Below are 13,394 nucleotides of genomic sequence, written 5' to 3'. Positions count from 1 at the left end.
AAACCAGGCTCCTCATATCCCGTCCCGTTGCGCGCTGCGCTCATCCGCTCGCCTCGATCAAGCGAATGTCCCCTCGCGCCTAGTCCTATCGATTCCGTGTGGCCGTTTTCAAGCCATCCGGTCTTACCCATTGTGACTACGCCGCGCCCTCGTACGAAGCGGGTAGCCGAGGTCTCCTTCCAACTTGAGCACACACCGACACAGCACCGATGGGAACCACATAGCCACAACCATAAGACGAAATGTCCTCGTACCGCGACGACGGCTCGTCCGGCTTGACCATCTCGACTTGTCTGATTGAACGACGTGGACTTACCCCGCCACAGGGGACAGAAAGCCTCAAGCCATCTCGTTGAAATGGCTCCAAACCTCCTTGATACAGATGTGATCCGTGTCCCCTGTGAAAGCCATTTAGGCAGGATCGAGGGGCAAGATCAATGGTGATTTTTACCGCTTATTAAACGCTGCCAGTTGACTCTCGTGCGGCGTTTTGCATGCGTGTTTGCGAGTCCCGCAAGAATCGCTTTTGAATCAAGGGTTTTGATTTTTGCCTCCGTGTTTAGCTGGCGAAAAAGAAAAAAAATAAAAATCTTCTTGACTCACTTCGCGTCGAACAAGCCGACGCGCCGGGACGACACGCTTATGACAACCTCGCGCATCTCTTTGAAATTATTTGAAGTTTTATGTCACGCCGCTGACACAACCGCCGTCCGCGCAGGTTAACCACGACCATGGCGGAATTATGAATCCGAAAAGCCCGGCGCGCGCGCCGGGCTTTTCGTCATTTGCTTATTATTTAGCCGGGTTAGGCCGAAAGGGCCTTCACGCGCTGCGCCAGACGGGACACTTTGCGCGATGCCGTGTTGGCATGCACGACGCCCTTGGTGGCGGCACGCATCAGCTCCGGCTGGGCCGCCTTCAGGGCGGCGGCGGCGGCTGCCTGATCGCCGGAAGCGATCGCCTCTTCAACCTGGCGGACGAAGGTGCGGACGCGCGAACGACGAGCCTTGTTCACTGCGGTACGGCGAGCGATCTTGCGGGTCGCCTTTTTCGCCGAAGTTGTATTGGCCATTGATGCCTCTCTTCGAAAACTGACATGAACTCCGCCTTCGCCGTGCCGGGTCACTGCGACCTGTCATCCAAGCAATTCGGGAGCAGTATCGGAAAGCCATGCGAGATGGCGTTTCAAACTGAGGGCGGCGTATAGCGGGAAAGCGCCCTCGCGTCAACGCGCATTTTGCGAAAACCGGGGCCTTCGCGATTCATCCGTGTTTGAATTCCGCTTTACGCTTGGCGACGAAGGCGGCCATCCCCTCCTTCTGGTCTTCGGTGGCGAACAGCGCCTGGAATAGGCGCCGCTCGAAACGCAGGCCCTCGGCAAGGGTGACTTCCAGCGAGCGGCTGACCGCTTCCTTCGCCATCATCACCGCCGGAAGCGAGAAGGAAGCGATCTTCTCGGCAGCGGCAAGCGCCTCTTCCAGCAACTTGTCGGGCGCGACGATCCGCGCAACGAGGCCGGCACGCTCCGCCTCGCTCGCGTCCATCATGCGGCCGGTCAGGATCAGGTCCATCGCCTTCGCCTTGCCGACCGCCCGCGTCAGGCGCTGCGACCCGCCCATGCCGGGGATGACGCCCAAGGTGATTTCCGGCTGGCCGAATTTCGCCGTCTCCGAGGCGATGATGAAATCGCACATCATCGCAAGTTCGCAGCCACCACCGAGTGCAAAGCCGGAAACAGCGGCGATCATCGGCTTGCGGGCGCCGGCAACGTGCTCCCAGCCGCCGAGAAAATCACCAAGATAGCTGTCGACGAAACCGAGCGCCTGCATTTCCTTGATATCGGCACCGGCGGCGAAGGCCTTTTCCGAGCCGGTAATGACGATCGCGCCGACCCCCTTGTCCGCATCGAAAGCCTTCAATGCTGCGTCGAGCTCACGCATCAGGGTCGAATTCAGCGCGTTCAGCGCCTGCGGCCGATTGAGAGTGATCAGGCCGACGCGCCCGCGTGTCTCGACCAGCAACGTCTCGTAACTCATTGTTATCTCCTCCAAATTTCGAACTCGATTCCGGCAAGCGCCAAACGGGCGGGAGCCGCATGGGCGCTCATGCCCTTATTTCTGGCAGCGCGGGCAATGGAAGGTCGAACGCCCTGCCTGAACGATGCGGGTGACCGTACCGTCACAGCCCGGCTTGCGGCAAGCCTCGCCCGCCCGATCGTAGACGGAGAAGGCATGCTGGAAATAGCCGAGGCTGCCATCCGCCTGGATATGGTCCTTGAGCGACGAACCGCCGGCCGCGATCGCGTCGGCAATCACCGCGCGGATCGCCTCGACAAGTGCGAGCAAGGCCTGTTTCGGACGACCGCGCTTGTCGACCAGCGTGCCTGCGGCCCTGTTCGGCGACAGGCCGGATCGCCACAGCGCCTCGCATACATAGATATTGCCGAGACCGGCAATCGTCCTCTGGTCGAGGAGGGCCGTCTTCAGCGGCTGCGACTTCCCGGCGAGGCGGGCAGCCAGATAGGCAGCGTCGAGGGCATTGCCGGTCGGCTCCTCGCCGAGATCGCGGAAGTAGGCGTGCTCTGCGATCGTGTCGCGCCGCGCCAGATCCATGAAACCGAAGCGGCGCGGGTCGTTGTAGATCACCCGCATCTGGCCGGACCCTCCGTCGAGATGGAAGATCACATGGTCGTGCTTCTCGTCCTTGCCGCGCGGATGGTGGAATTCGCCGGGTGCCGCCGGCTGCGCGCCGGCCTCGATGCGGAACGACCCGGACATGCCGAGATGCGCGACGATCACGTCGCCGCCCTCAAGGTCGATCATCAGATACTTGGCCCGCCGCGACAACGCCAGGATGCGGCGGCCCGAAACGGCGGCGGCGAAATTCTCGGGAAAGGGAAAGCGCAGGTCCGGCCGCCGCAATTCGGCGCGCACCAGCAGCGCCCCCTCTATCGCCGGCGCCAATCCGCGTTTGACCGTCTCGACCTCAGGCAATTCCGGCATCGGCCGTCTTCCTTCACTCTTTATTCATTCCGTCCGCGGCATTCATGGTGCTGCCGCGACCTCTGTGCGTGGTGCAGCGCGTGCGCCATTCCCATAGCAATATTCATGGCCTATAGGGATGCGCTATGTCGCAGCCGCGCCCCGTCGCTGAGATAGCGCGCGCCGGACGATTTCGCTATGGTGCCGGCAAAATTCGTTGGAGTGGAGTTTCTTATGACGGATGAGCGCGTATCGGCCGATGGCGGAATGGAGACCTCCTTCGGTTTCCGCGACGTCGGAACGGGCGAAAAGCAGCCGCTCGTCAACGACGTCTTCCACAAGGTCGCCAAACGCTACGACGTCATGAACGACGTCATGTCGGCCGGGCTGCACCGCGTCTGGAAGGATGCGATGATCGCCGCGCTCAATCCGCCGCGCCGGGAGAACTATCGGGTGCTCGACGTCGCCGGCGGCACCGGCGATATCGCCTTCCGCATCGTCGAAGCCTCCGGCCGCAAGGCGCATGCGACCGTGCTCGACATCAACGGCTCGATGCTCGCCGTCGGCGCCGAACGCGCCAGGAAGAAGGGGCTCCTCGGCAATCTCGAATTCGTCGAGGCGAATGCCGAGGACCTGCCGTTTGCGGCAAATTCCTTCGACGCCTACACGATCGCCTTCGGCATTCGCAACGTGCCCCGCATCGAGGTGGCGCTCAAGGAGGCCTATCGCGTGCTGAAACGCGGCGGCCGGCTGCTGGTGCTCGAATTCTCCGAGGTGGAGATGCCGCTGCTCGACCGCTTCTACGATGCCTGGTCGTTCAACGCCATCCCGAAATTCGGCAAGCTCATCACCGGCGACGAGGCGCCCTATCAATATCTGGTCGAATCGATCCGCAAGTTCCCGAACCAGCGCGATTTCGCCGCGATGATCCGCACGGCCGGCTTTGGCCGCGTCTCCTTCACCAACTATACGGGCGGCATCGCGGCCTTGCATTCCGGCTGGAAAATCTGACCGCATGAGCACGCCTGGAGCATATTTCCGTCTCGTGCGGATCGGCTGGGTGCTGGCGCGCGAGGACGCCTTCGCGGCGGTTCCGTCCGAACACCTTCCGCCGCTGGCGCGTTTCGTGCAGAGGCTCGCCGGGCTGCTTGCCCGCCGCCGGGCCCGGTTCGAAGTGCGCAGCGGCCGGCTCGCCCGCGCCGTCGAACGGCTTGGCCCCTCCTATGTCAAGATCGGCCAGTTTCTCGCCACGCGCCCCGATGTTGTCGGCGCGGAACTCGCCGCCGACCTGTCTCTCTTGCAGGACCGGATGGCGACGTTCCCTGAGAGCGAGGCCCGTGCCGCGATAGAAGGCTCGCTCGGCCGCTCCGTCGATGCGCTCTTCGTCGAGTTTTCCGAACCGATGGCCGCCGCGTCGATCGCTCAGGTCCATCCTGCCGTGATCCTGCGCGACGGCGGGCGCGAGAAGGTGGCCGTCAAGGTCATCCGTCCGGGCGTGCGACAGCGCTTCGCCGCCGATATCGAGGCGATGTATCTCGTTTCGCGCATGCAGGAGCGGTTCCTGCCCTATACAAGGCGGTTGAGGCCGGTCGAGGTGACGAAGACGCTCGAACAGACGACCAAGGTCGAAATGGACCTGAGGCTCGAGGCCGCCGCCCTTTCCGAACTCGGCGAGAACACAAAAGAAGACTCCGGCTTTCGCGTCCCCAGGGTCGACTGGGAGCGCACCGGTCGCGACGTCGTGACGATGGAATGGATCGACGGCGTGAAGATGTCGGACATCGAAGGTCTGAGGGCGGCCGGCCACGACCTCAACACGCTCGCCGAAACGCTCATCCAGTCCTTCCTGCGCCATACGCTGCGCGACGGCTTCTTCCACGCCGACATGCACCAGGGAAACCTGTTCGTCGACGATGCGGGCCATATCGTTGCGGTCGACATGGGCATCGTCGGAAGGCTCGGCAAAAAGGAGCGCCGCTTCCTCGCCGAGATCCTGTTCGGCTTCATCACGCGCGACTACCAGCGCGTCGCCGACGTGCATTTCGAGGCGGGCTACGTGCCTTCGCACCACGACGCGGCGAGCTTCGCCCAGGCGATCCGTGCGATTGGCGAGCCGATCCACGGCCAGCCGGCCGAGACGATCTCGATGGCCAAGCTTCTGACGCTGCTCTTCGAGGTGACCGAGCTCTTCGACATGCAGACGCGCCCCGAACTCGTCATGCTGCAGAAGACCATGGTCGTCGTCGAGGGCGTGGCCCGCACGCTCAACCCGCGCTTCAACATGTGGAAGGCGTCGGAGCCTGTCGTCGGCAAGTGGATCCGCGACAATCTCGGCCCGAAACGTATCGTCACCGATCTGCGCGACGGGCTGCACGCCGCGCTGCGGGTTGCCGAAGCCGTTCCGGAAATCGCCGCCCGCACCGAACGCTTCTCCGCGGAAATCATGGCGATGAGCGAAAACGGCCTGCGCTTCGACGCGGAGACTGCGGAGGCGATCGGCAAGGCGGAGGCGCGCCACACGCGCTCGGGGCGCCTGGCGCTCTGGGTGATCGCGGCGACGCTCGTTTTCATCGCCTGGCAGCTTGCCTGAGCGATGGAGTGGAGCAGGCGGCTTCCCATATGAGCCCCTCATCCGGCTGCCGCCACCTTCTCCCCATTTTGATGGGGAGAAGGGACAAGCCGCGCCGCCTCAGTCCCCTCGCCCCGCTTGCGGGGAGAGGTTAGGGTGAGGGGCAAAGTGCTGACGAACACCCTTCCTACATCCCGTATCCTGGAATAGTATCCGCCCATGGACAGTCGCTCTTCGCTCGTGATGGTGGTGACCACGCAGACCGTAGGGTGTGCGGGAGACCTGTTGCGCTAAGCGAGCCGTCTTCATGCCAACCCTGCCGAGGCGAGCAGGGTTCGGCTCTGTTTCCTCGGCGAGAAGAGAGAGGAAACAATGACCGCCAGTTCGAACGCTTTTCATATCCGCGCTGCATCGGTTGCCGACTGGGAGGCGCTCGCCGTCCTGCGCGATCTGCCCGGCGTCCGCTCCGGAACGTTGCGCCTGCCCTTCGCGCCGCCGGAGCAGACACGACGCTGGCTCGAGGGCCTCACGGAAAACGACCTGATCATCGTCGCCGAGCTGGAGGGACGGATCGTCGGACTCGCCGGACTGCATCGTCACAAGGGGCGGCGGCAGCATGCGGCCGACCTCGGCATGTCGGTCCATGACGACTACCGCCGGCGCGGCATCGGCAAGGCGCTGCTTGAGGCCTTGATCGAGACGGCGGACCGCTGGCTCGGCATTTCCCGCCTCGAGCTGACGGTCTTCACCGACAACGAGGCGGCGATCGGCCTCTACCGCAACGCGGGATTCGTCACCGAAGGCATATTGAAATCCTATGCACTGCGCGACGGCGCCTACGCCGACGTCTTCGCGATGGCGCGTCTTCGCGCATGATCGGAGGAACGCTGTCCCGGCCTTCTCCGACGGAGGAGGCCGGAGCTGATTTACGCTGCTCACGGCGCCTTGCGATCAATCGTCGGAACTGTCATCCATTGCCAACCGGGAGACGAGGACACATGAAGCACGAAGCCCAACCAATTCCGGCCGGCGCCGTCATCCGACAGGGTGGAAGGACGTGCTTTCATCGGCTGACGAATACCACGCCCGTGCTCATTCATGTGCGCTCCGGGAACAAGGTCGTCGTCACGCGCGACACCCATTTGTTCCTCACAGCCGGCGAATACGGCCTGCTGCCCGACCATCAGCCGATGACGATGGAGAACATCCCCAGGGCGCCGCTCAACTACGAAGCGCGCGTGCTGCCTGTACCGCGTCCCTTGTTCGAGGAAGCCTACGCCCGTCTGGCTTTGATCACGCCGCCGCGGACGGCACTTCCCATTAAGGCCTTGGAGCTGCCCGCCGAGGCAGCAGGGCTGTTTGATTTCTGCTGCTCCTCGGAAGAGTTCGCGAAACTGCCCAGCCCCGTCGCCGCGGTCCGCCTGATCGAGCTCATCACCTGGTTCGCCCTGAGCGGAGCCGTTTTGGGCACCCCGGGACATCCCCTTTTGCAGAATCGGCTGCGCCAGATGATCGAGGCGGAACCCGCCCACAACTGGACCTTGGGCCACGCCGCCCGCAGCTTCAACATGAGCGAGGCGACGCTGAGGCGGAAGCTGGCGGCGGAAAACACCAGCTTCACCGAGACATTGAGCGACACGCGCATGACGCGGGCGCTGGCACTCCTGCAAACGACGACCCTGCCGATCGCCCACGTCGCCCAGGAGGTGGGTTACGACTCGCCGTCCCAGTTCTCGGCCCGATTCAAGGAGCGGTTCGGCATCAATCCGCGCGAAGTGCGGGGAGATCTCGGAACATTTGAGCGGATCGGGACAGAAGTTGAGCATATCGGAGGAGACGGTGTGCCCGCCTGACGATACGGTTGCTTTGTTGGATCATGTCATTGTTTCGCGGGAACACTGAAATGGCTAAGGCTTTGAAACGACGCAATTCCGGATGGAAAACCGTTACACATTTTTCCTGGAATTGCTCCAGCGACTGCAGGAAAGACCCATGCGCTTCATCACCACACTTCTCACCCTCAGCTTCCTCGGCGCCACGGCCGCGCAGGCCGAAATGAAACTGACCTCCAACGACCTGGCGGCCGGAAAGCCCATGGCCGACGCCCAGGTCTTCAACGGTTTCGGCTGCAGCGGCAAGAACATCTCGCCGCAATTGAAATGGTCGGGCGCGCCATCCGGCACCAAGAGCTTCGCGATCATGGCCTACGATCCCGACGCCCCGACGGGCTCCGGCTGGTGGCACTGGACGGTCTTCAACCTTCCCACCAACGCCACCGAGCTCGCCACGGGCGCAAGCGGAAAGCTTCCCGCAGGCGCGATCGAGGGCCGCACCGATTTCGGTTCGTCCGGTTATGGTGGCGCCTGCCCGCCGGAAGGCCACGGCCCGCACCGTTACCAGTTCACGGTCTACGCGCTGTCTGTCGACAAGCTCCCGCTCGACAAGGACGCCCCTGCCGCCATGGTTGGTTTCTTTGCCCGGGCCAATGCGCTGGACCAGGCGACGATCGAGGTCACATACGAACGCTGACGTCGGCTAGACTGCTCTGCCAGTGGCGGCTTCCCGCCGCTGGCTGTCTGGTCATAGCACAGGGCGCGCGGTTTGCGCGGGATCGAAGGTCTGCTCGCCGCTGCCGGCCCGCTGAAGGAGTGGACGATGCAAGAGGAAGAACGTTTTCTGCGCGAGGCCGTATCACTCGCACGCACCAACCTGGAGAAGGGCGGCCGTCCCTTCGGCGCCGTCGTCGTCAGGAATGGCGAGGTGATCGGCCGGGGCGTCAACGAAATGCTCGATACGGGCGACCCGACGTCACACGCCGAACTCAATGCGGTGCGCGCCGCAGCCAAAACCATTGCCTCATTGCGGCTGGAGGACGCGACCGTCTACGCCAGCGGTCATCCCTGCCCGATGTGCCTCGCCGCCATGCGCATGGCGGGGATCACCGAAATCGCCTACGCCCATTCGAACGAGGACGGCGAGCCTTACGGCCTTTCCACGGCGGCGATCTATGCGGAGCTCGCCAAGCCTCTTGCCGAACAGGCAATGCGCTTCCGCCATGTGCCGTTGGAGGACGACAGGACGCTCTATGCCGATTGGCAGGCGCGACAGCGACCGTGACAGGGGCGAAGTCCGGGACCCTTGCTCCAATTGCGCGCAACCGTTTGCTCGGCTAGGGTCCGGGCAAAGGACAAGGAGCGGCGACAAGCCGAAGCGGAATGACACTGTCGGGCAAGCGTATCCTCCTCATTATCTCCGGCGGCATCGCGGCCTATAAGAGCCTCGACCTCATCCGCCGGCTGCGCGAGCGCGGCGCCGCGGTCCGGCCGGTGATGACGGCAGGCGCGCAGCAATTCGTGACCCCGCTGGCGGTCGGTGCGCTTTCCGCTTCTCATGTCTTCACCGAGCTCTTTTCGCGCGAGGACGAGCAGGATGTCGGCCATATCCGGCTGGCGCGCGAATGCGATCTGGTCGTCGTGGCGCCGGCGACGGCCGATCTGATGGCCAAGATGGCGAACGGCCATGCCGACGACCTCGCCTCGACGGTGCTGCTGGCAACCGACCGCACCGTGCTCGTCGCGCCGGCGATGAACCCGAAGATGTGGACGCATCCGGCGACGCGCCGCAACCGCAAGACGCTCGCCGCCGACGGCATCCGCTTCGTCGGCCCCGCCCAGGGCGAGATGGCCGAAAGCGGCGAGGCCGGTGAAGGCCGGATGGCCGAACCGCTGCAGATCGTCGGGGCGATCGAGGAACTGCTCGCCGGCGCCAAACCGCTTGCCGGCAAAAAAGCGATCGTCACGTCAGGGCCGACGCACGAGCCGATCGACCCGGTCCGCTATATCGCCAACCGCTCCTCCGGCAAGCAGGGCCATGCGATCGCCGCGGCGCTGGCGCGGCTCGGGGCCGACGTCACCCTCGTCTCCGGACCGGTGACGATCCCGGCCCCCTCCAGCGTCCGCATCATTCGTGTCGAGCGCGCCGAGGAGATGCGCGACGCGGTCGTTGCCGCGCTTCCGGCCGATGTCGCTGTCATGGTTGCCGCGGTTGCCGACTGGCGCGTCGCTTCGGCCGCCGGCAACAAGATCAAGAAGCGGCCGGGCGAAGCGCCGCCGCCGCTTCAGCTTGCCGAGAACCCGGACATCCTGAAGACCATCGGGCATCATGCATCGCGGCCCAAGCTCGTCATCGGCTTTGCGGCCGAGACGGAGAACGTCGCCGCGAACGGTCGGGCCAAGCTCGAAAGGAAGGGCGCCGACTATATACTTGCCAACGACGTCTCCCCGGCAACCGGAATCATGGGCGGCGACCGCAACCGCGTCAAACTGATCGGCCGCGACGGCACGGAGGACTGGCCGGAGATGGGCAAGGACGAAGTGGCCGACAAGCTCGCAGCCCTGATCGCCGCGAAGCTCTCGTAATAGCTCCGCTTGAGATGTCAGGCGAGTTGAACACCCTTGTCGGCCGGCCGGGCAACCGGCGCGACGGAAGCAGGTTCGCGTAGAGGCGCGTCGGCGGCGCTGAAAAGACGAACATCGACGCCGTTTTCGCCGACGATGACGGCCGAGCCGTCCGGTATCTCGGCCCAGGCGTTGTCGTCGTCGTTGAGCGGCTCCGAGACCAGGCAATAGCCGCCCTGCGGCCCCATCGGGGCGGCGAAGAGCGTCGGTGCCTTACGGTCGGAGGCGTAGCGGACCGCAAAGAGATCCTGGCCGTTGGAAAACGCCGCGGTGAAGCGGACGAGCACCTTCAGGCCTAGTTGCTCTGCCAGGCGCTCCACGAAGCCGAGCGCCTCGGCAACCGCCCCGAGCGGATCGCGCTCGAGACCGAACTGCAGGGCGAGCAGGAACAGCAGCTCCGAATCCGTCGTGCCGGTGCGCGCCGCATAGAGATCGTCGGCAAGCATGTTTTCCATCGGCCTGCGCAGATGCTCGAAATGGCCGATCTGGCCGTTATGCATGAAGGCCCAGCGGCCGTGCACGAAAGGGTGGCAGTTGTCGCGCCGCGTGCCGCCGCCGGTCGCCGCGCGAACATGGGCGAGGAAGAGACGCGAGCGGATCTGCCGCGCAATGCTCCTCAGGTTGCAGTCGGACCAGGCGGGCAAGATGTCGCGGTAGCGGCCGGGCTCAGGACGGTCGCCGTACCAGGCAATACCGAAGCCGTCGCCGTTGGTCGCCGTCTTCGCGCGGGTTGCGCAATGGGACTGCTCGATCAGCGAATGGGCCGGCGAGGTCACCAGCTCCTCGAGGTAAAGCGGCTCTCCACGATAGGCTGCCCAGCGGCACATGCGTCGATCACTCCGGTTCCGGATCTTCTGATAAGAGGCGATTCGCCGACCATCGTCACGGCGATGTTCCAACGGAACATGGTAAAAATGCGTTAACACTTTTCGCATGGCGTGCTTTTTCACGCCGGCTGCATCGGCACAAGGGAAAAGCAATTTTCGAATAAACATTCCATATTGACAAAATTCGCACAGTTCATTTCATTTCCGCTTGATAAGCGATACTCGGCCCGGGAGGAAACGACATGAGCGGCAAACGCAGACTGGGAGTGGGCCTGATCGGCACCGGCTTCATGGGCAAGGCCCATGCGCTCGGCTTCACGATCGCGGCGCGGGTCTTCGACCTGCCCTTCGAGTTGGATCTGGTAACGGTTGCCGATGTGACCGCCGAGAGTGCCGAGACCGCTCGCGCGCGCCTCGGGTTCCGGAAGGCGACCACCGACTGGCGCGACCTCCTGACCGATCCGGATATCGACATCATCGACATCACCACGCCGAACCTGCTGCACAAGGAAATGGCGCTGGCGGCGATCGCCCATGGCAAGCACGTCTATTGCGAAAAGCCGCTGGCGCCGACCGTTGCCGATTGTGCGGAAATGGTTGCGGCGGCAGAAAAGGCCGGCCTCGTCACCCAGGTCGGCTTCAACTATCTGAAGAACCCGCTGATCTTCCTCGCCAAGGACATCATCGACAGCGGCGAGATCGGCGAGATCCGGTCGTTTCGCGGCGTCCATGCCGAGGACTTCATGGCGGATTCCACAATCCCCTGGGCCTGGCGGCTCGATCCGAGGAGCGGCGGCGGCGCGCTCGCCGACATCGGCAGCCACATCATCGCCTGCATGCGCCACCTCGTTGGGCCGATCCGATCGGTGCTTGCCGAAACCGTCATCCATATACCGGAGCGTCCGGTCTCGCGCGGCGCGGCCGAGACCCGTGCCGTCGAGGTCGACGACATCGCCCGCGCCTTCGTGCGCTTCGAAAACGGTGCGAGCGGCAGCTTCGAGGCGAACTGGATCGCCACGGGCCGCAAGATGCAGCACGACTTCGAAATCTACGGCTCCAAGGGCAGCATCGTCTTCACCCAGGAGCGTCTGAACGAGATCAAGGTCTACCATGCCGGCGACGACATCAGGAGCCGCGGCTTCCGCACCATCTGGGCCGGACCGGAGCACCCGCCCTACGGCGCCTTCTGCGTGGCACCCGGCCACCAGATCGGCTTCAACGATCTGAAGGCCATCGAGGTCCACGAATTCCTCGAGGCGATCGCCAAGGGCGGCAAACCTTCGACGGATTTCCGCGAGGGTTACGAGGTCCAGAAGGTGCTTTCGGCGACGTACCGGTCGGCCAGGAATAACGAGTGGGTTGAGATCGGGTGATAGCATTCCGTCTCGGCGGGCTGGATGTCTGTTGCATTTGCCCCTCACCCTAGCCCTCTCCCCGCACGCGGGGAGAGGGGACTGAGGTGGCGCGGCATCCCCCTTCTCCCCGCTCGCGGGGAGAAGGTCGCGGCAGCGGGATGAGGGGCGCAAGCGCGCTCGCGGCACCCAGGGAAAGACGCAAAAATGGAACGTCCGTTCTATCCCGGCGGCGATCAATCGATTAGAGTGAAGCGAATAGAGCGAGCTAGTCTGGAGACGCTGAACGATGTCAATGCCGGAGACGAGCGCGGACGTGCCGCAGGATTTCGAGGCGCTGAAGGCCGTCATCCTGGAACGCAAGGCGCAGCTGCCGAAGCGTCTCAAACAGGTCGCCGCATATTCGCTCGACAATCCGGACGAGATCGCCTTCGGCACGGCGGCAAGCATTGCCACCTCGGCCGATGTCCAGCCCTCGACCCTGGTCCGTTTCGCCCAGCATTTCGGTTTCGAGGGTTTCTCGAGCCTGCAGCAGATCTTCCGGGCCCGTCTGCGCGAGCGGACACCGGGCTACGAGGACCGGTTGAAGGCGCTGCGCGGCAATGACCACAGCCGGCTCGAAAGCGGCTCGATCTTCAACGGCTTCGTTGCGGCGGCGCACCGGTCGCTCGACAACATCGCGACATCCGTCGATCCGCAAGCCTTCGAGCAAGCCGTCGACATCCTCGCCAAGGCGGATACGATCTACCTGATCGCCAAGCGCCGCTCCTACCCGATTTCCAGCTACATGGCCTATGCCTTCGGCAAGCTGAAGGTGAAATACCAGCATGTCGGCACGGCCGCCGGCATCGACGACGACATGCTGGCGATGGCGACGAAGCACGATGCCGCCTTCGCCGTCAGCTTTTCGCCCTATGCGTCGGAAAGTGCCGCCCAGGCTCGCCTGCTGGCTAACCGTAAGGTGCCGGTCGTGTCGCTGACAGATTCCGCCTTTTCGCCGCTCGCCGAGTCGTCGAAGGTGTGGTTCGAACTCGTCGAGGCCGATCACGCCGGATTCCGCTCGCTGTCGGCCAGCATGGCCTTCGCCATGGCGCTGACCGTGGCGATCGCCGAAAAGCGACGGCGTGCCGAGGACGTGGCAATATAGAACGGAAATTCCATATTGACGGAATGACGGAATTTATGTTTCATACGCTCATCGCCCATGA

Annotated in this window: 13 protein-coding genes; 9 read left to right on the top strand and 4 right to left on the bottom strand. The window is 63.8% G+C overall.

Going from position 1 to position 13,394, the window contains the following annotated elements:
• Window positions 1-805: 805 nt before the first annotated feature.
• The 3 genes from rpsT to mutM all read right to left on the bottom strand — a co-directional run bounded on the left by rpsT (window position 806) and on the right by mutM (window position 3,002).
• Window positions 806-1,072 (bottom strand): 30S ribosomal protein S20, encoded by a 267-nt coding sequence (rpsT, locus tag NGR_RS29680; RefSeq protein ID WP_012710179.1) that lies wholly within the window; start codon window positions 1,070-1,072, stop codon window positions 806-808.
• Window positions 1,073-1,262: 190 nt separating this feature from the next.
• Entirely contained in the window at window positions 1,263-2,036 is a 774-nt protein-coding gene (locus NGR_RS29675; RefSeq protein WP_012710178.1) for an enoyl-CoA hydratase, read from the bottom strand.
• Window positions 2,037-2,111: 75 nt separating this feature from the next.
• Window positions 2,112-3,002, bottom strand: a complete 891-nt coding sequence (gene mutM / locus NGR_RS29670; RefSeq protein ID WP_012710177.1) for a bifunctional DNA-formamidopyrimidine glycosylase/DNA-(apurinic or apyrimidinic site) lyase — start codon at window positions 3,000-3,002, stop codon at window positions 2,112-2,114.
• A 213-nt stretch (window positions 3,003-3,215) separates the two neighbouring features.
• On the opposite strand from mutM, the gene ubiE reads away from it, so the two are divergent.
• The 7 genes from ubiE (at window position 3,216) to coaBC (ending at window position 9,968) form a co-directional block, all read left to right on the top strand.
• Window positions 3,216-3,992: a bifunctional demethylmenaquinone methyltransferase/2-methoxy-6-polyprenyl-1,4-benzoquinol methylase UbiE gene (gene ubiE / locus NGR_RS29665; protein WP_012710176.1), complete on the top strand. Its 777-nt coding sequence runs from the start codon at window positions 3,216-3,218 to the stop codon at window positions 3,990-3,992.
• Window positions 3,993-3,996: 4 nt separating this feature from the next.
• Window positions 3,997-5,571, top strand: coding sequence for a 2-polyprenylphenol 6-hydroxylase (gene ubiB, locus NGR_RS29660; RefSeq protein WP_012710175.1), 1,575 nt, complete (start codon window positions 3,997-3,999; stop codon window positions 5,569-5,571).
• A 351-nt stretch (window positions 5,572-5,922) separates the two neighbouring features.
• Complete coding sequence (locus NGR_RS29655; protein ID WP_012710174.1) at window positions 5,923-6,426, top strand: GNAT family N-acetyltransferase; 504 nt, start codon at window positions 5,923-5,925, stop codon at window positions 6,424-6,426.
• Between the two features lie 122 nt (window positions 6,427-6,548).
• Window positions 6,549-7,403: a helix-turn-helix transcriptional regulator gene (locus tag NGR_RS29650; RefSeq protein ID WP_012710173.1), complete on the top strand. Its 855-nt coding sequence runs from the start codon at window positions 6,549-6,551 to the stop codon at window positions 7,401-7,403.
• A 139-nt stretch (window positions 7,404-7,542) separates the two neighbouring features.
• Entirely contained in the window at window positions 7,543-8,079 is a 537-nt protein-coding gene (locus tag NGR_RS29645; RefSeq protein WP_012710172.1) for a YbhB/YbcL family Raf kinase inhibitor-like protein, read from the top strand.
• 126 nt (window positions 8,080-8,205) lie between these two features.
• A complete protein-coding gene (locus NGR_RS29640; protein ID WP_164924575.1) occupies window positions 8,206-8,667 on the top strand; it encodes a nucleoside deaminase in 462 nt (153 codons plus the stop codon).
• A gap of 98 nt (window positions 8,668-8,765) precedes the next feature.
• Entirely contained in the window at window positions 8,766-9,968 is a 1,203-nt protein-coding gene (gene coaBC / locus NGR_RS29635; protein WP_012710170.1) for a bifunctional phosphopantothenoylcysteine decarboxylase/phosphopantothenate--cysteine ligase CoaBC, read from the top strand.
• 17 nt (window positions 9,969-9,985) lie between these two features.
• Here the strand turns inward: coaBC and NGR_RS29630 are convergent, their stop codons facing one another.
• Window positions 9,986-10,834, bottom strand: coding sequence for a class II glutamine amidotransferase (locus tag NGR_RS29630; RefSeq protein ID WP_164924574.1), 849 nt, complete (start codon window positions 10,832-10,834; stop codon window positions 9,986-9,988).
• 242 nt (window positions 10,835-11,076) lie between these two features.
• Here NGR_RS29630 and NGR_RS29625 point away from each other — a divergent pair, with 242 nt between their 5' ends.
• Both NGR_RS29625 and NGR_RS29620 read left to right on the top strand, forming a co-directional pair.
• Window positions 11,077-12,207, top strand: a complete 1,131-nt coding sequence (locus tag NGR_RS29625) for a Gfo/Idh/MocA family protein (RefSeq protein ID WP_012710168.1) — start codon at window positions 11,077-11,079, stop codon at window positions 12,205-12,207.
• A 268-nt stretch (window positions 12,208-12,475) separates the two neighbouring features.
• Entirely contained in the window at window positions 12,476-13,333 is an 858-nt protein-coding gene (locus tag NGR_RS29620) for a MurR/RpiR family transcriptional regulator (RefSeq protein ID WP_012710167.1), read from the top strand.
• Window positions 13,334-13,394: the final 61 nt, after the last annotated feature.

The organism is Sinorhizobium fredii NGR234, from assembly GCF_000018545.1.
In the GTDB taxonomy this organism is placed as follows: Bacteria; Pseudomonadota; Alphaproteobacteria; order Rhizobiales; family Rhizobiaceae; genus Sinorhizobium; species Sinorhizobium fredii_A.
This window is presented reverse-complemented; position numbering and strand designations above follow the sequence as displayed.